The following is a 21470-nucleotide window of genomic DNA, read 5'->3' on the forward strand; positions in this document are numbered from 1 at the left end:
TCATAGAATAATTCGCATGGCGTTCCATTTTCCCCGTTTGTACAGTCCTGGCGTCTCTTTCAGCTCCGGATAGCCGGCACGTTCGACAGCCTCCTCAACGAACGTTACCCAGAGATCTTCGTGCTTCTCCGCGTAGACGGATTTCGTCTCACTCGGGTACATATCCAACTCGTATTCAGTCAAGTCGATTTCGACCGCGTGTTTTCGCTCAAGCGTTCTCGCGCCGAAGCTATACAGGTGCTTGAAGAGGACGTTCTTCCGTCGAACGGTCAACAGCCGCTTCAATTCGTTGATGTACTCATTCACCCATTCTCGCCAGTCGTAGGTATTTGATCCGGTCTCTACGGAAGTCTCCGGCATGGCGAAGTCCGGATTCAGGCGGCGGAGGTAGAACTGAATTAGCGCAACAGCGGTTCAATGGTTGGCATTCGGAAGCGCGTGTTTTAGAATCAGATTCGAGGCGAGTTGACCAGCTACGTCTGTCGCTGATCCCTCCCATGACGTCCGATCGAGGACATCCGGCAGCGTATCGACGTCGATATTCTTGTACGCCTCGACAGGTACTCCCTCTTCTTCATTCTGATCGAGAAGTGCGCGATAAATCTCGAGGAGACGAACGACAATGGTGCTGTTGTCGGCACTCATCTCTGAAAGCGACTCTTTCAGGTTAAAGTCAATCTTCTTCACGGTCCACCGCTGATGCGGGATGTATAGATGACGTAGAATGGTTCGTCGAGCTCGTATTCTATAGTACTCGTTAGAACTTTCTACTCGTATCCTGTTGCAGCAATTAGTGGAGCACCTCGACGAAATCTCTGTCGAAGAGCTGCAAGATGCTCTTGACAACGTGGACGGAAACAAGCCGACACAACGGCTCTTAGCGGCAATTGCGTACAAAAACGGTGTTTCGCAGACTGAACTAGCCGAATGGTACGACGTTCAACGACGGACGATCTACAGCTGACTCAAGCGACCCGACGGTGTCGGGTCGCTTGAGTCAGCCGTCTCTGATGCTCATCGATCCAGAAGAAAACGAAACCTCTCAGAATCATATCAAGAAGAGTTCGAACAAACCGTCACTAAGTCACCTGAAGCGGTCGGGATCGACGCGCCGGCGTGGACGCCGGCGCTCGCCCAAGAATTTCTCGAAGAAACGTACGGTGTCGAGTACTCGATCTGAGTTGTCGGCGGTTGCTCAAAGAAGCTGGACTTAGTTATCAAAAACCACGTCGAACAGCCGCCGAAGCCGAAGAATCCGACCAAGAGAACTTCCACGACGAGATCAAAAAAGCGGCGGGAAATGGACGCTACAGTAGTCTGTATCGACCAAACCAGAAATCTGTCCAGGTCGAGCCACGTGCCGCGTGGTTTCCGCGCGGCACGCGGCCGACCGTCGAACTCTCCGGCCAACGCGACTGGACGTGTCTGCTCGGCGCGATCACCGAAGATGGTGACTGCTTTTTCTCACGGTTCACTGAATACGTCACCGCTGATCATGCGAAACATTTCATCCTCACGTTATGCGAAGAATTCGAAGAAGACTTGATCGTCGTGCTGGACGGAGCGCCGTACTTCCAGGCGTCGGCCGTCACAGACCCTGCGGCCCGTGGCGACCTCGTCTTCGTCATGTTACCGGCGTATTCGGCAGAATTCAATCCTCGTGAAGAGAGCTAGCGACAACTCAAAGACGCTTTCAGCAACCGATTCTTCGACTCGCTTGAGTAGTCTACCATTGCGATCGATACCGCTTTCGACTAACTATTCTTCCAACTATGAGCAATTATTTCTGACGCCTACCATCGCTCATTTTAGGCTCACTAAGTAGGCGCCCCTCTAATCACAAACTGTTCAAAATCACACTTTCCGTCCGAAGTTAAGACCGGACTCGATTAACGGAACAGACAAATTCCAATCCTAATAATGTAATACAACGATCCCTGAGTGTTTGTTACGGGTGGGCAGAGGGTATTCCAATCACAGGAGTGTAATTCCAACGAGCTATGATTACTCATGGTTCGTGAGTGATTCTAATTCCAATTGTAGGACTGTAATCTGCGCTGGACTGCGGATGCCGGACAGAGGACCGCGGAGCATCGCGACTTGCAGCGCTCTCAGTAATGTTTGATATCCTTACGTTCCCCTATGCGGGATGCAATAGTTCTCGAGATAAACCAGTCGAATGATTTGGGAAGACGAAATTTCGTGGACGAATGTTATAAAATGATGGATTTGAGAAGCTGTCTTAACTTTCGACGTGCTGGCGACTCAATTTCTATCTGCTTGCTAGTGACTCTCACCCGCCACTGTTCCCACATGAAGGAACAGAGTTAAGGCAGTCTATGCCATGTATTCTCGTATGACACAGGAATCAACGAAGCCGCTCAGTTCGGTCGGGCTTGCCTGCGATGTACTCGACACCCTGCACGAACTCGGTGGTGCTGGGGTGACTGAGCTGGCTAAGGAGCTGAATTGTTCGAAAAGTACGGCGCATAGGCAGCTCACGACGCTTTACAATAAGGAATACCTCGTCAAGGATGGCAGCCAGTACCAGATTGGGTACAAGTGTCTTGACCTGGCTACGCGCGTGCGCGATCAAATAAATAACTACGATGTCATCAGCGAAGAGATCGAGAGCCTCGCCGAGGAGACTGGTGAAACAGCTCAGTTTGCTACAGAAGAGCATGGGCGCGTGGTGTATCTGTACAAAGCACGCGGAAATCAGGGGGTTCAGACATCCTCGAACGTGGGTACTCGGGAGTTCTTCCACAGTACGGCTCTCGGGAAAGTGATGATGGCATATATGTCTGAAGAGCGTATCGATGAGATAATCGATCGACACGGACTCCCCGCAAAGACTGAAAAAACGGTCAGCGATCGGGAATCCTTAATGCAAGACCTTGAAGAAATTCGAGAGCGTGGATACGCTATTGACGACGAGGAGAATGTCCATGGTCTCCGTTGTGTCGCGGCCCCCGTTCTCCAAGATGACGATATACTGGGCGCTGCCAGTGTGTCGGGCCCGTCGAGGCGGATGGAGGGTGAACGCTTTGACGAGGAACTTCCGAATATCGTGACACGTACGGCAAATGTGATCGAACTCAACTCCAAATTCTCCTAAAGCTCCAGCCCCCCTACTGTTCTTCTATGCGGGATGTTTTCCTCAAATATCATTACAATAGTTCTGTCCAGGGTGCGATGTTCGGATAAGTAAAATAATTGTACGAGCCCAGATATTCCACATATTGATGCGACTCGCGATGACCACCCTCGGCTGTCCGGACTGGGATGTCGAGACCGCCTTTACCAGAGCTTCAGAGTACGGATTCGACGGTATTGACTTCCGAGGACTACAGGACAACCTGGATATCACGCGACGTCCCGAGTTCACGAGCGATATCGATCAGACGCGTGGCCTTCTCGATGAGACGGGCCTCGCTGTGAGTGCTCTTAGCTCGAGTATTTCGATCTGCGACCCGGATTCACGCGAGGAAAGTGTTAGTACGGCTCAAAGATTGATCTCCATCGCACAGGAGCTAGATGTCGAGTACATCCGCGTATTCGGCAAGGGCAACGCAAGCACGCAATCGGTCTCTGAAATGGCCGATGAGGGGCGGGAGACGATGGACGAGATACTGTCGCTGGAGGGCGCGACCGAGATTCAGTGGATCGTTGAGACGCACGACCACTGGACCCGATCCGATGAATGCCGTGTTCTTATCGATCGGATCGACTCCCCCTGTGTGAACGTTCTCTGGGATGTTGGTCACACCGCGCGGGTCAGCAGTGAGAGCCCCGCGGAGACCCTTGACACACTCGGGTCTACCGTTGAGTACGTCCATATCAAAGACGCGCTCTATGATCCCGATCACGAATATGCGATGGACGACGGGTGGCGATACGTTGCTCCTGGTACCGGCGAACTACCGCTCGCCGAGACCGTCGATCTGCTTCGGGAACGTGGCTTCGACGGGTGGATCCTGTTCGAACACGAGAAGCGCTGGCACCCGGAGTTGCCGGACCCGGAACAGGCGTACCCCGAATTCGTCGAGTGGTTCGCGGGCCTCTCGTGAGACTGTCAGCCTCTACTGGACAGGCGGTGTGTTGTCTCCGCTCTCGAACTTCCGGTCTATAGCATCACTGACTACAACGTCCAAACATTTTTTGCTTGACCCACCGCTCATAGCGGTATGCACGGCTCAACGTTGCTGGAGCGCGATGTCCTCACGCGGTATGCACACCTCATCGATCACAGCATGCTCGCGGGAAGGGAGCGTCAGCGACGATGAGTGGTGGTGGACGCGAGGCCGCACTCAAGTACCTCTGTCAGCATCGCGCGTCGTTCAAATTCCTGTTCGCCGGCGCGGTCACGTTCTTGTTATTCCACTTCGTCTCCCTGACTGTCGTCGAACCGGGGACACCGTCCTACGTCATAACGGTCGTGAACATCGTCTCGCTCGGAGTCCTTCTAGTGATTTCGTTGGTTGTCATCATCGGGTGTCAGCGATTCGCTGAACAGGACAAGTAATCCTTGAGAGAGCTGCTGTCCGCTCATGTCCAAGGCTGTTTGCTGTCCGTTTGAGAACAGTGTCGGATCACCGTGTCGCTCCGCTGACGTGGCTCAATAGCTGACCAGGGACCGCAAGTCAGGAATCGAAAGCGGCGAAAATCGAAAATGCGGTTCGAGGCCGTTCGTACGCCGTTACTCGGTCTTCGCGGGAGCGTGACCGTACTGAATTATGTAGTCAGTGCCGTAGTTGCCACGCTTGTAGTGCTCGGACGATTCCTCAGGCCAGTCGTAGTTCTTCGTGTCGCCCCAGTTGCCAGCGGTCACGTCGGTGAGGTTGATGTCCGGGAGGTAGAAGTTGTGGATCCGAGCCATCTTCTCCGCGAACTCGCGGGTGGCTTCCTCGCCGGAGGTGGAGGTGAACGTCTTCCACTCTTCGAGCCAGTTGATCGTCTCGGTTTCGCCACTGAGGTCGAGCGCACCGACTTCTGTCGGAATCTCGTAGATGAGCGGTTTGCCGTGCTGGCTCGTGTAGTCCTCGGGGTTATCGATATCTGCAGGGGCCGTTGGCTCTGTGTTGACCGAGGTGTAGTGACCCGTTTCGGATGTCTCGTCCAGGTCGTAGGCCGACAACGGACCGAAGCCGCCCCACCACGGAGTCATGTCGAAGTTGTAGTTGTACATCTCCGTTCGCCACTCGTCGTCGTTGTAGATGAGCAGGTTCGTCTCGAAGCCGAACTGTTTCAGCTGGTCATCGATGACCTTACCGTTGGCCGCCCAGCTGGACCAGTTCGAACAGTGGAACTCGATCTGGGCGGGGTCCCCGTCGGGGCCTGTCCAGGTTCCGCTCTCCATCGTGTAGCCCGCCTCCTCCATGAACTCCGTGGCACCCTCTTCGTTGGCCGTGAAGCTGTAGTCGTACAGCTTGTCGAGGAACTCTTGGCCGAGGATGTTCTCTGACATGGGCTTGCCCATCCCCGTCTGGTAAGTCGCGGGCCGGCCCCACATCGGTGAGGTGTTGTACACTTCCTCCACGTCGATTATCTCGTGCATCGCGCGCCGGACGTTCAGCCGGCCGAGGTGCTTGTTGTTCCAGTTGAGGTGAAGTTTGTACTGTTCGCCGTTGGCGTAGGCGCCGATGGTCTGGATGTGTTCTGGAATCTCCCCGATGGAGCCGCCCAGCCGCCGTTCGAGCGTGTCCGGGCCGAAGTCCAGTCTGTCGTTAATCGCCATTTGCGCAACCTTGGATTCGCCGCCGATCAGGAACTCGAGTTTGTCGTAATTGAAACGGTCGGCGAAGGGGTGGTCCTCTACGAGGACCATCTGGACCTTGCTCCCGGAAACCTGATCGATTCTGAAGGGGGCGTATCCCAAGGCGTCCGTCACGCCGATGTTCCGCTTCCCGATGCTTGCAGTGACGCTTTGCACTTCGCTGGCAGTCGTCGCGTCTTCGAGGCCCTCGCGCTCCTCCTGCCACTGCCATCGCGGGGTCCGGAACATCATCCCTTCTAGCTCGCCTACGGCATACGTGTCCGCCCGCCGGGGCTGGTTTGCCTTGAGCTTCAGCGTATAGTCGTCAACGAGCTCGGGAGCATTCCCCGATCGGTCGGGGTTCTCCGCGAGGAAATCGATAATACGCGCAGTGTAGAGGTCTTCCATGGTGACGGCCCTCCCTGTGTCGCCGTCCGAGTCCCACCACGTGAGGCCAAGACTCTCGTCGATGGAGATCGTCAGTTCCGGCGGAACACTGCCACCGCCGCTGACCTCGTAGTCAACCCACTCGGGGGTCTCCAGGCCATGACCAATCCGGTCCCAGCCCATGTGCATCCACATGTAGTCGTCGAGCTTGGGGGGATAGTTCTTCTGCGCGAACGGGTTGAAATTCAGCTTCATCGGCAGCGCCTGAGTCGAACCCGTGATCGTTTGCGTAACGGGCTCTCCCTGGGGCGTTGACGTGTCCGTACTGCCCGAAGAGCTACCGTCGCCGGAGCTCGTTCCATCATCCCCACCACTCATCTCGTCAGTGGACGTGCTCTCTCCAGCCCCTGCTGGAGTGCCGGTGTCACCCTGGCAGCCCGCGACTGACGTTACCGCCGCGCCGGACATGAGAGCGATCCATTTCCGGCGAGACATGCTTACCACCCTGCTATCGTTGTTACCGTCACGACCATTTGACATGGCTGATTTTGACACGGTCATCCGAGTATTTAAAGATATTGAATAGTGGATTATTGTTTATGGGTGTAATTTACTGACTGGAAGACTTTGTACGTGTGTAGAAAATGGAGAAACAGCGGTCAATAAGCGGTAATTTCGAGTGAAAGGGGTAGTCAGAAGCGAGAATTCAGAGGTCTGAACTGAAAACTCCCTTCTTGACGTGGTGGCAGTGCCATCTGTTTACACGGAGGGCGACAGCGCCTCTAACACCGTCTGGGTCCTGACTTGTTCTTCGACTCTGTCTCAGGTCTCATGTAATGAACCGTCAGAGCTAAGTCATTCTATTGTGCTTCCATAGGCATGGCAACGACTGAACTCTCCGTTGGAGAGGCGAATGCCGACTGTCAGGCAGTATTGGAAGAGATCGAGTCGGCCGTGATCGTGGACCGGTCGTTCTTGGAGGACGTCCTTCAGGGCTTGCTTGCGAGAGGACACGTCCTTCTCGAGGACGTTCCGGGAACGGGGAAAACTCTGACCGCACATAGTTTCGCTACGGCGCTCGGTCTCTCGTTCTCGCGTATCCAGTTCACACCGGACCTCCTGCCTACGGACGTCTCGGGTACGAGCGTTTACAATGAACAGAAGGGAGAATTCGATTTCCAGCCGGGACCGATTTTCGCCAACATCGTTCTGGCCGACGAGATCAATCGCGCACCACCGAAGACCCAGTCCGCTATGCTGGAGGCCATGGGGGAGGGGCAGGTGACGGTCGAAGGCGAGACACGGGAACTGCCTGATCCGTTCTTCGTCATCGCGACGCAGAATCCCGTCGAGCAGGAGGGGACCTTCCCGCTCCCCGAAGCGCAGGTCGACCGCTTCGCCGTGAAATCCTCGATCGGGTACCCGGACGTGGACGGTGAAATAGAGATTCTAAAGCGCCGTCATGGCCGTATCGAGCAGGCTCCGTCGGTCAATCCAGTGATTGATTCCACAGATGACGTGCTCGCCCTGCAGAAAATCGCGGAAACGGTCCGTGTAGACGATGATATGTTCAGCTATGTCGCGGCAGTCACCCGGGCGACGCGCGATGACCACCGCGTCTCGGTCGGTGTGTCGCCGCGTGGGACCCAGCGTTTCTTCGAGGCTGTCCGCGCCAGGGCGATCATTGAGAACCGCGAATACGTGACTCCCGACGATGTCAAGGCTGCCGCGTACCCCTCTCTTGCTCACCGCCTCGTCCTCACGCCCGAGGCACAGGTTAATGACATCGACAGGGACGCCATCATCGACGATGTCCTCGAAGAGGTTCCTGTCCCGACAGTTGAGTAAGGTCAACGGTCGAGTGACGGTCGATTTTACTGTTCGTTGATGGCCTTTGGAGTGTGGCGCGATGATCGCTGTTTTTCTCCGAATCGCATACGAAACACCGGTGGTGTCCGTGCAGAAGGTGGGGGACGACTCATGGGAATTCGACCGATCCGCGAGTTCCTGTCTCATTTGAACCACAAAGGTTAAGATACCTTGGGGCAGAATCAAAATCAGAACATGAGGTATGTTTTAAAGCGCTTTGGCCAAGCAGTCCTGACATTATTTGTCGTCGTCACCGTCGCATTCATATTGTACCGCCTCATGCCCGGAAACCCGGTTTCGGCATACAAGGCGCAACTGCTGGAGCAGGCGGAACAAACCGGCACCCAAGTCGACATAGAAGAGATCAACCGGAGGGCCGAGTTGTATCTCAACGTCAATCCTGACCAGCCGATACACCTCGCGTATCTCGAGTACATGCGCGAGGCGCTCCTGAATCAGGACTTCGGGGAGTCGTTGTGGTACAATAGGCCTGTGTTCGATATCCTGTTTCAAGCGATGCCGTGGTCGATCTTCATCTCCATCTACAGCCTGATCCTGGGGAGAGGAGTCAGCCTCTCCCTCGGTATGCTGATGGCGTACAAGGAGGGTTCGAAGTTTGACTACGGGATGACGATCTTTGGGCAGGCTCTGAGTGCCATTCCCTACTACGTCGGCGCCATCGTGCTGCTGGCCTTCCTCGGGTACCAAACCGGAATTTTCCCAACAGGTGGTCGTTACGACACGGCGACGACACCGGGATTCAATATCCCATTCATGTTGGGAGTGCTTCATCACGGGGCATTACCGATACTGTCCGGATTCATCCTCGGATTCGGTGGCAATCTGAGCATGCGTGCTAACGCGATCAGCGTGATGGGTGCAGACTACCTTCGCTTTGCGCGACTACGGGGAGTAGGTACTGGGCGTCTCGCGACGCTCTACGTCGGTCGCAATGCGATCCTCCCCCTGTACACGGGCATCATGATCGGCATCTCCGGGATTTTCAGCAGCTCGATCATCCTGGAACAGATTTTCAGCTATCCTGGGGTTGGATGGTTTACATTCGGCGCGTTGCAATCGCACGACTACCCACTGTTGATGGGCGCGTTCATATTCTACACGACCATCACGGTCACTGGGATCCTTATCGCAGACCTCACGTATGGTCTGGTTGACCCCCGAGTCCGTTCGGGCGGAGAACGTGAATCCTTCTAACATCACAAAGCCATGGCACAAGAGAAACCAAACGTCGACAACGAATCAGAACAGGGGTTGTTTAGCGCTGCACAGACAGAAAATGAACTCACCAATGCCGACCAGATAGGACGGATACTAGACAGAAGTGTCTACGCGCCAATGCAGATACTGTGGGCAGACTGGCGTGCGAAGGTGAGCATCCCGATCCTGTTATTTTACCTCCTCATGGGGACGGTCGGGGTTGCGATTATCCCGCAGCCAGAGAGCCACATGTTCGACACGTTCATCGGCCCGTTCCAGAGCCTCCAGCATCCTCTTGGGACGGACGGGTTCGGGCAGCCGATCTTCCCACAGCTCGTCCACGCAACGCCGGCTATGTTCAAGATGCTCCTCGCCGGGGCTATCTTCGCGAGCGCTGTGGCGGTGCTCATCGGGCTGGTATCCGGGTTCAAGGGCGGTAGCATCGACACGCTGTTGATGACCTTCACCGACATCGTACTGACGATGCCTGGGCTCCCGCTCATCATCTTCCTGACGGCGATCTATCCGCCCCGGGACCCGTTCCTCGTCGGCATCCTCCTGGCCATCGACAACTGGCCGGGACTAGCGCGGTCGATACGGTCACAGGTGCTCTCAATCCGCGAATCGGAGTTCATCGAGGCGGCGCGTACGATGGACATCTCCACGTCTCGGATCCTTACCCATGACGTGCTGCCGCAGATGATGCCGTACATCATGATCAACAGCGCTGGCACTGCACGCAGCGTCATCACTGAGTCAGTCGCGTTGTACTTCCTCGGCATCCTGCCGTTCACCACGTTCAACTGGGGAGTCATGATGAACATGGCGAACGAGATGGGCGCAGTCGCCGATCCGGGCCGCGCGGGCCACTGGCTCCTTTGGCCGGCTCTCGCACTCTCACTGCTCGGGTTCGCGCTGACGCTGTTCTCTCAGTCGATGGACCGAGTCTGGAATCCGCGACTGCGGGCACGTCACTCCGAGACCGTCTCATCTGACGACGACGACAACGCGCAGACCCTTTCGCCGATGGACTAGGGGTTTCCCTGTCTCGTTGCGATTCGTGAAGCTGTCCATGAGTGCGTAGTGGTCGCCCCGTTACTATATTAAAAGCCGGAATCTTCAATCGTCGTTATCGTATTTCTCGCTACAGACCTTCACAACCGAGGCACCCTCACGATATCCGATTTCCTCTGGCACCCAGTTAGGAACACTCTCGTTGAGGTTGACACGTCTTGCTGTCGGGGTCGGTAGAGCAGTGGTGGACGGTAGCAACGAGAAGGAGTGGCGCTCGCACAGTACGGCAGCGAGAACTGTCGCCGGGTCTGATTCGAAACCAGCGGGGTCTCACCTCAGCCCAGGAGACCTCCGAGCAGGCCGCTGCTCTTCTCCTCACTTTCGGTGTCGTCCGAACCAATGTCGCGGATCGCGCTCCATTCGTCGACGTCGTTCGCTGATTCGTAGTCGGCGGGGAACTGACCGAGCGGTCCGTGTTCGGTGTCGTTCTCGAGCAGGATGTGCCCTCGAAGGCCGTTGTCGGACTTGGATTCACTGCAGTATGGGCATTGGGCAACCATAGAACAAAGAGAACGACGGTTCCTATTAAACGTAGCGTTCGTTCGAGATTGCGCGTCGAGAAGTCAGGGGTTAGCTTTCGAGCTCAGAGGTTGCAGGAGTTCTTCAGGCTTTCTTCGAGCCAGCCGCCTGAATCCGTTGTTGGCGGTTCCACAGCAGATAGCCACCGCCACTAGCGGCCAGCGCGCCGAACAACGCGTACGGCCAGAGGCTCCCGATCTCGAACAGCGAGCCGACGAGGAGGAGGAGGCCGAACGCGACGGCGATTACCGCACCCCAGACACCCCGGATTGAGGCACCACAGTGCGGACACCGATCGGCGTTGCGCGGGATGTCCTCTTCGCAGCGTCGGCAGACAATCTCCGATCCGTTGTTGATCATCACCCATGGATTTTCAATACTCTTATTTAAATCATTCTGTTGCCTGAGATTGGCCTCAGCGGACCGAACCGATCCTATGGGTGGCAATCTTCCGGCTTGAAAACGAAGCGGCGTGAGTGGCGGTTAGAACGGCGAGAGGACAGTGTGGTTCAGCAGCTGCCAGATCAGATACCCGCCGTGAACCGCGACAGGGATCGCGGCGACCTTCATGGCGTCGGACCTGGAAAGGTCTCGGGCATGTTTCATGGCGAACGTGAGGAGGTACGCGCACCAGATGAGTGCGAGGAGACCGACGATCGTGCCGGCGATGGCGATCGGTTCAGCCCGGACTTCGTTCAGGAGGAACGCCACTTTCTGAGGCGGTCGTCCTCCTTGGATCTGTGTGGATATCTCGGTCTGCGTCAGTGCGAGCGCCCAAGACCCGTAGTGAACGAGGTTCGCAAGGACCATCGGGGCGAGTCCCCAAGCGGTGAGCTTCGCCGTCTTGGATATCGTTCCGACCCCGTCGAACAGCCATGAGACGAGGTACAGGACGATCGTATACAGCGCCCACAGGATCAGGATGCCAACGGCGGGGTGGCCGGCCCGACCCCACAACTGTCGGGTGACACGCTGGCCGATGATCGGATCGTCGCCCTGCTGGGCGAAGGCGAACGACCCACCGCGGAAGTTACCGAGGATAGATTCGACGACAAAGACGAGGAGCACAGTTCCCACGAGGCCTGCCACGAGGAGCAGCAACGTCTCCTGTTTTAAGCCGTGTTCCTCCGCCTTCCGTTCGAAGAACACGTCTGGTGCAAGCACCAGTAACTTGAGCGCCTTAAACGGACGAGCGACTGCTGTTCCCGGACTCTTCAAGACTTCCATCGCCATGAACGAGATATCCCGGCCGTCGTTACATAACTCTTTATGTTATCTCGATTCTCGGGATAGCGAGCGGTTCTCTCGGAGGGTGACAGAATCAGAGGCGGCGAAGCATGTACATGATTACGTATCCCAAAACAGCCATCAGGCAGAACGTCGCGCCCCAGATGCCGAACATGCCGGCGACGACTCCTTGGAGGACGAACATTCCCAGCACCATCTGGAGAATTCCGAATCCGAACAACGAGACGAGAAACGAACTCCGGATGAATCGGAACACGCCGAGAAGGTTCGATTTCACCGCGTCGCCTGTCGAACTACCGCTGCTCTCCTCTGTAGCAGAACTCATGGTGTTTTTTACTCAATGACTGTATAATAAACCTTCCGCCAATCAGACTCCATCCGTAGGACATCGCGCTGGGCGGTCGTCCGTTTTTGCTCTCGGACGTGACTGACAGCGTTTCACCCAGACGTGGATCGGAGACGACCATGACGGTCGCGCCCTCCTTCGAATGAACTGGCTCGGAAGTTGACTCCCGACTGGCGTTTCTTCCGAGACATCGACAGTTGACCCCAACTGACGGAAGAGAACGGAACTAAATACGGGGTGAACGGCCGTAAAACGGCAGATTCGGATGTCGGAAATGTCACTCCAACTGCTTGTAAAGATCCAAAAGGTTATTGACCCATAGTGACACCCATCACTCTATGAACTTCACTCGTGAGAGGACAACCCACCTCGTGGTGGGGCTCATGTGTGTTCTCGCTGTTGGTATTGCTGCGAGCACACTTACATCAGTGGTCGGAACTGGTGGTGGCCAAGCAGTATTCTCGACGAACGAGGACATGGTCAGCCAGGGGTCCGGTTCCACTAACCAGGGCCAGGGTGACCCCGGAACGGAGATCGATCAGAGCAGGCTCGACCTCCAGATGTGTGTCCCCTTCCTGCAAAAGACAGTCGGGAAACTCGCGCTGGCGGGTGGTGCTGCTCTCATCCTTTACATCATCTACCGTCGAATAAATCTCTCCGCGACCATCCTGTCGGCGTGGGCCGGCGCGCCGCCCGTGTTGTTCCTGTATTTCGCGATGACGTCCGACTGTTTCAGCGGGTCCAGCCGGGGCGGCGGTGGGGGAGCCGGTGGAGGTAACCCGCTCCAGAACGGTGGGGGTGGCCTCGCGTCTCCATCGTCGATCCCTCCGTGGATGATCGGGATCGTCTTCGGTCTCGTCGTGATCGGAGCAGTCGCGGTCGTGCTCACGGCGCGAGGGAGCGAGACGATCGAGCCGCCGTCCGAGGAGGACCAGGCAGAGGCGATGCCCGACATCGACCCGTCCGACGTCGCCGCGGCGGCGGGCCGCGCGGCTGACCGCATTGAGGAGGGCAACGTCGACATCGACAACGAAGTGTACCGCGCCTGGCGTGAGATGACGAACCTCCTCAACGTCTCGAACCCCGACTCGAGTACTCCGGGTGAGTTCGCCCGTGCAGCCATCGACGCCGGAATGGAACGAGACGACATAACGGACCTGACTCGTCTGTTCGAGCAGGTCCGATACGGGGGGCTCGACGTGACGGAGGAGCGCGAACAGTTCGCGGTCGATATCTTCCGGAACGTCGAAGAGCAGTACAGCGAGGAGCATGAGGACGATGGAGACGATGACGACGAACCCACGGATGGTGATAACTGATGGATCTTAACACAGCGATGCGGCGGCTGCTAGCCGTCCTCGGTATCGTGGTAGTTGGTGCGGGACTGTACTTCATCACGTCCCCGTCGACGGCGTTCGAGATTGGTCTGTACGCCGTCGGTATGGTCGCAGTGCTAGCGTTCGCATTCGGCGCCTGGGAGGTTCGGAATCGGCGGAATATCCGGCCTGTCCAGGCTGACACGCCCGATCCTGAGTACCCGCTTATGACGCCGACGCCCGGCGACGACATCGACGAGGTGCTCCGCCAGATGACCCAGTACAGGCAGGGGACGCTGGAAGCACGCGAGCAGATCCGGGACCGCCTCGGGAACGTGGCGCTGGCGGTCATCATGCATCGCGACGACTGCTCGCGTGCCGAGGCGATGCGGAAGCTCGAGGAAGGAGAGTGGACGGACAACGTGCAGGCGGCGTCCTTCTTCGGGGAGAATCGGGCGCTCCCTACACAGTCTCTGAGCGAGCGACTGTTCGGGAGTACGGGTGACTCACCGTATCAACAGTGGGTTCGGAACACGGTCGATGAGATCGTCAGACTGGCGAACCTCGACACTGATACCGAAGGTACTGACGAAAAGGAGAAAGAGGCGGAACCGGACTCGTTCGTCGAGACTCTCAAGCATCGCCTAAGCGGGGACAGTGACGACAGCAGCGGGGGCGACCGGTCGAGCTCGCGACTGACCCACGAACTTTACGACCGGATTCAGGACGGAGAGCTCGTTTCGAAATCCGTCACTCACTGGAATCTCCTGGAGACGAATCGAATGCGCGGCGTGAGCGCGTTCGCATTCCTCACGTTCGCTGTCGGCGCGTTCACTTTCCAGCCGGGGCTCCTGTTGGCGAGCGTCGTCGGTATTGGGTACACGATCTACGTCCGAGTCGCTTCGCCGCCGTCGGCAGCAGGTCTGACGGTCGAGCGCCACTTCGATGTCGCGAACCCCGACCCGGGTGAGGAGGTCGAAGTGATCGTAACTGTCGAGAATCAGGGTGGGAGCGTGCTTCCGGACGTGCGGATCATCGACGAGGTACCGGGGACCATGCGCATCGTCGAGGGGTCACCGCGAGTCGCGACCGCACTCCAGTCGGGCGACTCGGTCAGTTTCAAGTACCGACTCGTCGCTGAGCGGGGAGAACACTCTTGGCCGGTGCTCGCTCTCGCCCGCGACGTAAGCGGCACGTACGAGCGCGAGGCAACGCTGGACGCGGACGCGGAACTCGTCTGCACGCCGACGCTCCAGTCGGTGACCTCGATATCGCTACGCTCCCAGACATCGACCTACTCCGGGAACGTCTCGACTGACCAGGGCGGCTCTGGTCTGGAATTCTTCTCGGTCCGAGAGTACCGGCAGGGCGACCCGATGAAGCGCGTCGACTGGAAGCGCCACGCCCGCACCGGCGAGCTGACGACCATCAACTTCCGCGAAGAGAAGGCGGCATCGGTCGTCCTCCTATTCGATTCCCGACAGTCCGCGTTCGTCTCGTCAGGCCCAACCGAACCCCATGCTGTCGATCAGGCGATCAACGCGGCCACTGACCTGTTCCCGACGCTGTACGACGCGGGTAACCTCGTCGGTGTCGCCGCGTTCGACACAGTTCCGTGCTGGCTTTCGCCGAGTGCCGGCAGTGATCATCTGGAACGAGCACGCTTGCTGTTCGCGAACCATCCCGCGCTGTCGTCGGTCCCACCGGAGTACACCGACCACGAGAGCCGTTACGTCGACCCAATGACGCACGTTCGCCGACAGCTCCCGTCGAGCGCGCAGATTCTCCTGTTCACGCCGCTCAGTGATGACTATGCTGCTGAGGTCGCCCTGCGGCTGAACTCGTCGGGTCATCTGGTGACAATCATCAGTCCGGACCCGACGGCGAACAAGACGGTGGGCCAGCGCCTCGTCCGCGTCGAGCGGTCGATGCGCGTCGCACGGCTCCGTGAACGCGGTATCAGAGTAATTGACTGGAAACCGGATACGCAACTGCATCTCGAAATGGAACGAGCACAGAAGAGGTGGACGGCATGAGTACCAAGCGAAAAATAGTCGAACTCGACCGGTCTCCGACCAGCGTTAGCAGAGGAGTTTCGATCATCGCGGCGTTCGTCGCTGTCGCGACGAGCGCGCCGTTCTCCTTCATGGCGATGCCGTTCTCGTTCGGCGGCCTGGCGATGGTCGGGTACGGCCTGTTTGTCACCGAGACGCGGCGCTGGTTATCGATCGGCGTGGCGGGCATCTTCGCCGGCGTGCTGATAAGCGGCAGTTACGGTACTGCCGGGGAGTTGCTACTGCTGAGCCTCATCGGGACCATTGTCGCGTGGGATGTCGGTGAGAATGCGATCAGCCTCGGGGAACAGATCGGTAGTCAAACGCGTACCAGGCGGACCGAAGTCGTACACGCGTCAGCGAGCGCTCTGGTCGGAGTACTCGCTGGTGGCTTCGGATACCTCGCCTATCAGGTGAGCTCCAGCGGCTATCCGGCTGCGGCACTTGTGTTGCTGCTGGTCGGTGCGGTCGTCCTCCTGTGGACGATCCGCTCGTAACGCGCTAAGTGAGCGTCTTTTCGATGTGACTCTCTATCGGCACTAGTGGCCAGTACCGTACCCTATCGAACGGCAACCATTATAATATATGAACCACCTGTGGTAATTAGGACTTGATAATCCATGACACGCAGAGACTACTCGACCACTGATGCGACCAGCGGGAGCGGCGCGGAGACACCGACTCGGCGTCAATTCCTCGCCGCCGCGGGCGTGGCCGGTATCACCGGTTTCGCCGGGTGTGGTGGCGGTGGCAACGGTAACGGCGGCGGTGGCGGTGGATCGACGGGTACCATTGATGTCATCGTTCAGAGCCCCGGGTGGGACGGCCAGCAGGTAACAGAGTCGATCAACTCGAAGTTTGACGCCGAGATCAACATCGAACGGGTGACGACTCCGGACGTTGTCCCAGGCCTCCTGTCCGAATCTACTGGAACTCCGTCCACCGACGCTGGGGCCCCGTCCACCGATACCGGGAAAAAGCAGTACGACGTCGTCATGGCGCACAACTACCAGGGTCCGGGGTTGATCGAGAACGATCTACTGGCTCCGGTGAACGAGGGAGCGGTACCGAACTACTCCAACACGTTCGGGCGACTCCAGGAGATCACCGAGAGTCAGTTCGGCGACGGCGACGCGTTCTACGGCGTCCCGATCGCCTTCGACTGGCTCGGGTACGCGTACGACTCCCGAAAGATCCCGGAGCACGAGTCGAGCTGGTCGACACTGTTCTCGGACACTGTGGGTGATGTGGACCTCACCGAGCAAATTGTCTTCGAGGATACACCGTACCCCGTCGTTACCGCGGCCGCGCTCAACCTCGGCTTAGACAGCGTCTTCGAAGGGGCAGAGGCGACGATAAGCGACTCCCAGAAAGAAGAGATCTCGTCGCTCCTCACGGACAAGTCAGGTCTCGTCTCTCACTACGCAAACAACAATCTCTCGTATCTCGGCGACGACTTCCTGATCCATCAGGTCACTCGGGCGGAGATGACCGACGCGTGGCTCCGACCGGAGGGTGAAAACATCTGGGGGCATATCAACGACTGGATGAGCTGGGCAGTCCCCAAAGAGGGTGCGCCAACCACAATCGACACGATGGTCGTCCCAGCATCGTCCGAGAATAAGGAACTCGCCTGGCAGGTCGTCAACGAGTTCCTGAATCCCGAGAACGTAGTCCCTGCGGTCAATCTACAGAATGCACCGCCGAGCGCGAATCCCGAAGTGGGGGAACAACTGAAAGAAATCGACGGTGACGGCGGAGACGTTCTCCCCGTTTCGGACACGTCGGTTCTCGACCGTCTCGTTCCCGTCAAGCAGACAGCTAATCCGACGACGTGGGAAGAGCTCTACTACGCACCGCAGTACTGATGTCGCCCATTGGGGCTACGGCCGCCGCATAGAGCGTTTCTTTGTTGTGTCTCTCCAAGATTGGAGGTTCTGTCGATTCACTGACCACACCGATGTCTCCGAACCATCGCGTCGGTTCCAGCTAGCAGTGAGATGGTGAGACTGGCCTGTCGAGAAGATGATCGAGAACAGCCGGTTCAGTTTTGAGTGGTGCCCTCTACTGCCTCGCCGGGTTGCGGTTCTTCCAGTGGGGGACTCTGCCAGTAGTCGTGGTCGGGTTCCTGGCGGAAACACGCCACCTCGTGTCCGTCTTCGGTTTCAGTTCGGTCGGGGTCCTGTTGGGCACAGACCTCCCGAGCTTCGGGACACCGTGTCTGGAACGGGCACCCGCTCGGCGGGTCTGCCGGGTCAGGGACGTCGATCTGTCGGACCGGAGGGGCCTGGTTCGCCGTCTTTTCCGCGATATCGGGATTCAGTACCGGCGTCGACCAGAGCATCACCTTGGTATAGGGGTGCTGAGGGTTTTTCAGAATCTGATCGACGGAACCGATCTCAACCAGGTTACCCAGATACATGACACCGATGCGGCCGTCGGACTTCTCGGCAAGGTACCGCGCGTTCGCTAGGTCGTGCGAGATGAACACGTAGGAGGTGTCGACGAAGTCCTGCAGTTCCAGCAGGAGATCCATCATCTCGATACGCAGAGAGACGTCGAGCGCACTGACAGCCTCGTCAGCCAGGATGATGTCCGGTTCCATCAGCAGGGCCCGTCCAAGCGCAACGCGCTGTTGCTCGCCGCCACTCAGTTGGTGGGGGTACCGGGTCGCGTAATCGTGAGCGGGAGTCATGCCGACGCGCTCGAGGAGTTCGTTGATCTGTGACTCTCGCTCACCGGGCCCCATATCCGGATTCCATCGTTTTAGCGGCTCTGCGAGCGTGGATCTGACGGTGCGGTTGGGATTCAATGCACCTGCGGGGTCCTGGTGGATGATCTGTAGTGCCCGCCGGAGTTCAGAGCGTTCCTCCTCCGGGACTTCCCAGAAGTCCTCGCCTCGGAACTCGACGGTTCCGCCAGTCGGACGTTGGAGACCGATCGCCGTCTTCCCGAGTGTAGTCTTCCCACAGCCGCTCTCGCCGACGAGCGCGATCACGTCGTTCTCGTAAATGTCGAGCGAGACATCGTCGACAGCTCTGACCGCCTCTTCGCCGAGGACTCGCTGGAGAAGCCCTCCTTGCTTGAAGTGGACCTCGATATTCTTGAGCGAGAGGAGCGGCTCTTCCTCCCCTTCGGCTGCACGATCCGATTCGTCATTTCGGGACTCAGTAGTGCTTTCGCTCATTCGTCGTCACCCATGATGCCGGAGTGAAGCGTGTACGTGACCTCGTCTTGTGCTTGTTCCCAGTAGAAACACGCGGCTTCTTGGTCCGCGTTGGTCTCGATAAGCTCGGGCTCCTCGATCTCACAGCGTTCGTCAGCGATCGGACAGCGAGTGTGATACGAACACCCTGTCGGGATATTCACTGGGTCGGGACTCTCGCCTTCGATGGGGTGCATCTCCTCGAGCGGAGCGTCTAGGCTCGGGACCGATCGGAGGAGTGCCCGGGTGTAGGGGTGGGACGCTTCTTTGACGACTTGCGACGAAGGTCCGACTTCGACGATCTCGAAGGCGTACATGACTGCCAGCCTGTCGACGAATCCCGTGACCAGCGGGAGGTCGTGGGTGATGAAAATGACAGTCAGGTCGTGTTCCTCCTTTATTTTCGAGAGAAGACTGATGATCGACCGCTGCATCAGCAGATCGAGCGCCGCTGTCGGCTCGTCCATCACGAGCACTTCGGGTTCGAGGAGCAGTGAAAGAGCGATGAGCGCCCGCTGGGTCATCCCACCGGAAAGCTCGTGGGCGTAGGAGTCGAGGATCCGCTCCGGGTCCAAGTACAGCTCCTTGAGCAGGTCGCGGGCGTGCTCCATCCGTTCGTCGACGTCTCTGTTGTGCGCCCTGGCTGTCTCCGCGAAGTGGGCGCCGATCTTCATCGTGGGGTTGAACGAATTCATCGCACCCTGGAAACACATCGAGATCTCCTCCCATCGGAGCTCGTCTAGTTCGTCGTCCGGGAGGTCGACCAGATCGACCGCCTCACCGTTTTCAGGGCGGTAGATCACCTGTCCCGTTAAGAGGCCAGGCTCGACGATGGCATCTAACATGGCGGACGCGAACATCGACTTCCCACAGCCGCTCTCGCCAACCACCCCGAGGATCTCCTCTCGCTGGATGTTTAACGAGACATCGTTCATGACTCGAGATCGACCACGATCCATGTCGAACTCCACGCTTGCGTCCCGGACCTCGATGATAGCATCTTCCTCGGGTCGGTCGGAGCGCGGCGAGTTATCACTTCTTATTGACATTCATGACCCTCCGTATGGTCTGACGTAGCATTCGTTCGATGTAACGGTTTATAAAGTTAGTGTAAGTAATACGCGCATATTGCTCTCGAAATCAGTCCCCGTTTCCTCAGCTAGCCCAATCGATGGTGAGCAATTCCCGTTGTACTGAGAATAGTCCCGATCGCCCGAACGTCTTACCACCGAGGTTTGTTCGGGAGCCAGTCGCTGCGGCCGACATCGGCCATCCCGTCCGCGTACTCGGCAGCCATGGAATCGACAGTTGAGTAGCCGAGGGTCTCCGATTCCGAATACCGTTCGTGGAGGCGGTCAACACTGTCCATGTCGAGGTCAACACCGAGTCCGGGCTCGTCGGAAACCTCGATCGCGCCGTCTTCGAACTCGATCGGCGCGTCTTGGATGACATCGTCGGCCATCCAGGGGTAGTGGGTGTCACAGGCGTACCGGACGGTCGGCATCGCTGCTGCGGACTGCGCCATCGCGGCCATACTCACACCTAGATGTGAGTTCGAGTGCATACCAACGCCCAGATCGAACGTGCGAGCGACGTGGTCGAGTCGGAGGTTGCCAGTCAAGCCGCCCCAGTAGTGGTGGTCACTCAGGATCACGTCCACCGCGTCAGTGTCGACTGCCGGCGCAATCTCGTCGAATTCGGTCACGAACATATTGGTCGCCACGGGGTAGTCGACCTGTCGCTTGAGACGGGCGTGAGCGTTCATCGACGGAACGGGGTCCTCGAGGAACTGCACCGTCGCCTCCATTTCTCGGAGTCGTCGTGCGATTTCTATCGATGTCTCGACGCTCCAAGCGCCATTTGGGTCAATTCGAAGCGGCGTTTCCCGGCCGAATTCATCACTCAGTAGCTTTAGGGTGCGCAGTTCGCGGTCAGGTTCGAGGACGCCCCCCTTCAGCTTCAGCACCTCGAATCCGTGTCGGTCGACGAACTCCCTAGCTTCTTCGACGAGCGCCTCGGGAGAGAGCACTTCCTGGGGAGCTATCGCCGCGGTCTCTGGGTCTGAGTCCGCGTACTTGTAAAACAGATAGGCGGAGAACTCGACTTCGTCCCGGACTTTTCCACCGAGAAGTGAGTGAACTGGCTGCCCAGTCGCTTTCCCGACTATATCCAGTAGTGCTGTCTCGATGGCCCCGTAGACCATGTTATCCTGCAATCGGAAGGCAAGCGGCCGTCGCTCGTACGGATTCATCCCAACGACCATTTCTTTGGCCCGTTCGAGTCCGTCGATAACCTGGTCGTCACCGTATGTCTCGCCCACGCCAACCGTCCCGTCTTCAGTCACCAACCGGACAATCGTCCGGGCGGCAAGCTCTGAATGCGCCCCCCAAGAGTTCCGCAATGGTGGCTCTCGATGTGCGACAGGGATGACCTCCATATCGGTAATTCGCATAGTGGTCCCATCTATTCCCTGAGTATT

The 21470-nt window shown here is 57.8% G+C and carries 18 protein-coding genes and 2 pseudogenes; 11 read left to right on the plus strand and 9 right to left on the minus strand.

Translation table 11 applies throughout. From position 1 onward, the window contains the following. Nucleotides 1-645, minus strand: a pseudogene (locus HZS54_RS26780) (DUF8172 family protein). Nucleotides 646-793: 148 nt separating this feature from the next. Between HZS54_RS26780 and HZS54_RS26665 the strand changes: the two are divergent. The 4 genes and pseudogenes from HZS54_RS26665 to HZS54_RS10355 all read left to right on the plus strand — a co-directional run bounded on the left by HZS54_RS26665 (nucleotide 794) and on the right by HZS54_RS10355 (nucleotide 4525). Continuing rightward, nucleotides 794-1790, plus strand: a pseudogene (locus HZS54_RS26665) (IS630 family transposase). A gap of 566 nt (nucleotides 1791-2356) precedes the next feature. After that, entirely contained in the window at nucleotides 2357-3118 is a 762-nt protein-coding gene (locus tag HZS54_RS10345) for an IclR family transcriptional regulator (protein WP_179922461.1), read from the plus strand. A 127-nt stretch (nucleotides 3119-3245) separates the two neighbouring features. After that, nucleotides 3246-4070, plus strand: a complete 825-nt coding sequence (locus tag HZS54_RS10350) for a sugar phosphate isomerase/epimerase family protein (RefSeq protein WP_179922462.1) — start codon at nucleotides 3246-3248, stop codon at nucleotides 4068-4070. Nucleotides 4071-4282: 212 nt separating this feature from the next. Continuing rightward, nucleotides 4283-4525: a hypothetical protein gene (locus HZS54_RS10355; protein ID WP_179922463.1), complete on the plus strand. Its 243-nt coding sequence runs from the start codon at nucleotides 4283-4285 to the stop codon at nucleotides 4523-4525. Nucleotides 4526-4699: 174 nt separating this feature from the next. Here the strand turns inward: HZS54_RS10355 and HZS54_RS10360 are convergent, their stop codons facing one another. Then, nucleotides 4700-6397: an ABC transporter substrate-binding protein gene (locus HZS54_RS10360; protein ID WP_179922464.1), complete on the minus strand. Its 1698-nt coding sequence runs from the start codon at nucleotides 6395-6397 to the stop codon at nucleotides 4700-4702. A 624-nt stretch (nucleotides 6398-7021) separates the two neighbouring features. Here HZS54_RS10360 and HZS54_RS10365 point away from each other — a divergent pair. The 3 genes from HZS54_RS10365 (at nucleotide 7022) to HZS54_RS10375 (ending at nucleotide 10264) form a co-directional block, all read left to right on the plus strand. Then, nucleotides 7022-7990, plus strand: a complete 969-nt coding sequence (locus HZS54_RS10365) for an AAA family ATPase (RefSeq protein WP_179922465.1) — start codon at nucleotides 7022-7024, stop codon at nucleotides 7988-7990. A gap of 216 nt (nucleotides 7991-8206) precedes the next feature. Beyond that, nucleotides 8207-9226 (plus strand): ABC transporter permease, encoded by a 1020-nt coding sequence (locus HZS54_RS10370; protein WP_179922466.1) that lies wholly within the window; start codon nucleotides 8207-8209, stop codon nucleotides 9224-9226. 174 nt (nucleotides 9227-9400) lie between these two features. Beyond that, nucleotides 9401-10264 carry an ABC transporter permease gene (locus HZS54_RS10375; RefSeq protein ID WP_218927139.1) on the plus strand — a complete coding sequence of 288 codons (864 nt, stop codon included), beginning with the start codon at nucleotides 9401-9403 and terminating at the stop codon, nucleotides 10262-10264. A 314-nt stretch (nucleotides 10265-10578) separates the two neighbouring features. On the opposite strand, the gene HZS54_RS10380 is transcribed toward HZS54_RS10375, so the two are convergent. The 4 genes from HZS54_RS10380 to HZS54_RS10395 all read right to left on the minus strand — a co-directional run bounded on the left by HZS54_RS10380 (nucleotide 10579) and on the right by HZS54_RS10395 (nucleotide 12395). Beyond that, on the minus strand, nucleotides 10579-10803 hold the full coding sequence (locus tag HZS54_RS10380) for a hypothetical protein (RefSeq protein ID WP_179922468.1): 225 nt from the start codon (nucleotides 10801-10803) through the stop codon (nucleotides 10579-10581). Nucleotides 10804-10906: 103 nt separating this feature from the next. Continuing rightward, nucleotides 10907-11182 (minus strand): hypothetical protein, encoded by a 276-nt coding sequence (locus HZS54_RS10385; RefSeq protein ID WP_179922469.1) that lies wholly within the window; start codon nucleotides 11180-11182, stop codon nucleotides 10907-10909. A 123-nt stretch (nucleotides 11183-11305) separates the two neighbouring features. Then, nucleotides 11306-12055 carry a Yip1 family protein gene (locus HZS54_RS10390; RefSeq protein WP_179922470.1) on the minus strand — a complete coding sequence of 250 codons (750 nt, stop codon included), beginning with the start codon at nucleotides 12053-12055 and terminating at the stop codon, nucleotides 11306-11308. A gap of 88 nt (nucleotides 12056-12143) precedes the next feature. Beyond that, nucleotides 12144-12395, minus strand: a complete 252-nt coding sequence (locus tag HZS54_RS10395) for a hypothetical protein (protein ID WP_179922471.1) — start codon at nucleotides 12393-12395, stop codon at nucleotides 12144-12146. Nucleotides 12396-12754: 359 nt separating this feature from the next. Between HZS54_RS10395 and HZS54_RS10400 the strand changes: the two genes are divergently transcribed. The 4 genes from HZS54_RS10400 to HZS54_RS10415 all read left to right on the plus strand — a co-directional run bounded on the left by HZS54_RS10400 (nucleotide 12755) and on the right by HZS54_RS10415 (nucleotide 17654). Further along, nucleotides 12755-13735, plus strand: coding sequence for a DUF4129 domain-containing protein (locus HZS54_RS10400; protein ID WP_179922472.1), 981 nt, complete (start codon nucleotides 12755-12757; stop codon nucleotides 13733-13735). Continuing rightward, entirely contained in the window at nucleotides 13735-15768 is a 2034-nt protein-coding gene (locus HZS54_RS10405; RefSeq protein ID WP_179922473.1) for a DUF58 domain-containing protein, read from the plus strand. Before HZS54_RS10400 ends, HZS54_RS10405 begins: the two co-directional genes overlap by 1 nt. Next, on the plus strand, nucleotides 15765-16283 hold the full coding sequence (locus HZS54_RS10410; protein ID WP_179922474.1) for a DUF7519 family protein: 519 nt from the start codon (nucleotides 15765-15767) through the stop codon (nucleotides 16281-16283). Before HZS54_RS10405 ends, HZS54_RS10410 begins: the two co-directional genes overlap by 4 nt. A gap of 123 nt (nucleotides 16284-16406) precedes the next feature. Then, entirely contained in the window at nucleotides 16407-17654 is a 1248-nt protein-coding gene (locus HZS54_RS10415) for an ABC transporter substrate-binding protein (protein ID WP_179922475.1), read from the plus strand. A gap of 176 nt (nucleotides 17655-17830) precedes the next feature. Here the strand turns inward: HZS54_RS10415 and HZS54_RS10420 are convergent, their stop codons facing one another. The 3 genes from HZS54_RS10420 to HZS54_RS10430 all read right to left on the minus strand — a co-directional run bounded on the left by HZS54_RS10420 (nucleotide 17831) and on the right by HZS54_RS10430 (nucleotide 21443). After that, nucleotides 17831-18973, minus strand: a complete 1143-nt coding sequence (locus HZS54_RS10420) for an oligopeptide/dipeptide ABC transporter ATP-binding protein (protein ID WP_179922476.1) — start codon at nucleotides 18971-18973, stop codon at nucleotides 17831-17833. Continuing rightward, nucleotides 18970-20040, minus strand: a complete 1071-nt coding sequence (locus HZS54_RS10425) for an ABC transporter ATP-binding protein (RefSeq protein ID WP_179922477.1) — start codon at nucleotides 20038-20040, stop codon at nucleotides 18970-18972. Before HZS54_RS10425 ends, HZS54_RS10420 begins: the two co-directional genes overlap by 4 nt. Nucleotides 20041-20213: 173 nt before the next feature. Further along, complete coding sequence (locus HZS54_RS10430; RefSeq protein ID WP_343063095.1) at nucleotides 20214-21443, minus strand: enolase C-terminal domain-like protein; 1230 nt, start codon at nucleotides 21441-21443, stop codon at nucleotides 20214-20216. Nucleotides 21444-21470 lie beyond the last annotated feature (27 nt).

The organism is Halosimplex pelagicum, from assembly GCF_013415905.1.
In the GTDB taxonomy this organism is placed as follows: Archaea; Halobacteriota; Halobacteria; order Halobacteriales; family Haloarculaceae; genus Halosimplex; species Halosimplex pelagicum.

Excerpts from the sequence above, each read along its gene's own strand:
- HZS54_RS10345 (WP_179922461.1), top strand. The coding sequence starts at position 2,357 with ATGACACAGGAATCAACGAAGCCGCTCAGTTCGGTCGGGCTTGCCTGC.
- HZS54_RS10350 (WP_179922462.1), top strand. The coding sequence starts at position 3,246 with ATGCGACTCGCGATGACCACCCTCGGCTGTCCGGACTGGGATGTCGAG.
- HZS54_RS10355 (WP_179922463.1), top strand. The coding sequence starts at position 4,283 with ATGAGTGGTGGTGGACGCGAGGCCGCACTCAAGTACCTCTGTCAGCAT.
- HZS54_RS10360 (WP_179922464.1), bottom strand. The coding sequence starts at position 6,397 with ATGAAGCTGAATTTCAACCCGTTCGCGCAGAAGAACTATCCCCCCAAG.
- HZS54_RS10365 (WP_179922465.1), top strand. The coding sequence starts at position 7,022 with ATGGCAACGACTGAACTCTCCGTTGGAGAGGCGAATGCCGACTGTCAG.
- HZS54_RS10370 (WP_179922466.1), top strand. The coding sequence starts at position 8,207 with ATGAGGTATGTTTTAAAGCGCTTTGGCCAAGCAGTCCTGACATTATTT.
- HZS54_RS10380 (WP_179922468.1), bottom strand. The coding sequence starts at position 10,803 with ATGGTTGCCCAATGCCCATACTGCAGTGAATCCAAGTCCGACAACGGC.
- HZS54_RS10385 (WP_179922469.1), bottom strand. The coding sequence starts at position 11,182 with ATGATCAACAACGGATCGGAGATTGTCTGCCGACGCTGCGAAGAGGAC.
- HZS54_RS10390 (WP_179922470.1), bottom strand. The coding sequence starts at position 12,055 with ATGGCGATGGAAGTCTTGAAGAGTCCGGGAACAGCAGTCGCTCGTCCG.
- HZS54_RS10395 (WP_179922471.1), bottom strand. The coding sequence starts at position 12,395 with ATGAGTTCTGCTACAGAGGAGAGCAGCGGTAGTTCGACAGGCGACGCG.
- HZS54_RS10400 (WP_179922472.1), top strand. The coding sequence starts at position 12,755 with ATGAACTTCACTCGTGAGAGGACAACCCACCTCGTGGTGGGGCTCATG.
- HZS54_RS10405 (WP_179922473.1), top strand. The coding sequence starts at position 13,735 with ATGGATCTTAACACAGCGATGCGGCGGCTGCTAGCCGTCCTCGGTATC.
- HZS54_RS10410 (WP_179922474.1), top strand. The coding sequence starts at position 15,765 with ATGAGTACCAAGCGAAAAATAGTCGAACTCGACCGGTCTCCGACCAGC.
- HZS54_RS10415 (WP_179922475.1), top strand. The coding sequence starts at position 16,407 with ATGACACGCAGAGACTACTCGACCACTGATGCGACCAGCGGGAGCGGC.
- HZS54_RS10420 (WP_179922476.1), bottom strand. The coding sequence starts at position 18,973 with ATGAGCGAAAGCACTACTGAGTCCCGAAATGACGAATCGGATCGTGCA.
- HZS54_RS10425 (WP_179922477.1), bottom strand. The coding sequence starts at position 20,040 with ATGTCAATAAGAAGTGATAACTCGCCGCGCTCCGACCGACCCGAGGAA.
- HZS54_RS10430 (WP_343063095.1), bottom strand. The coding sequence starts at position 21,443 with ATGCGAATTACCGATATGGAGGTCATCCCTGTCGCACATCGAGAGCCA.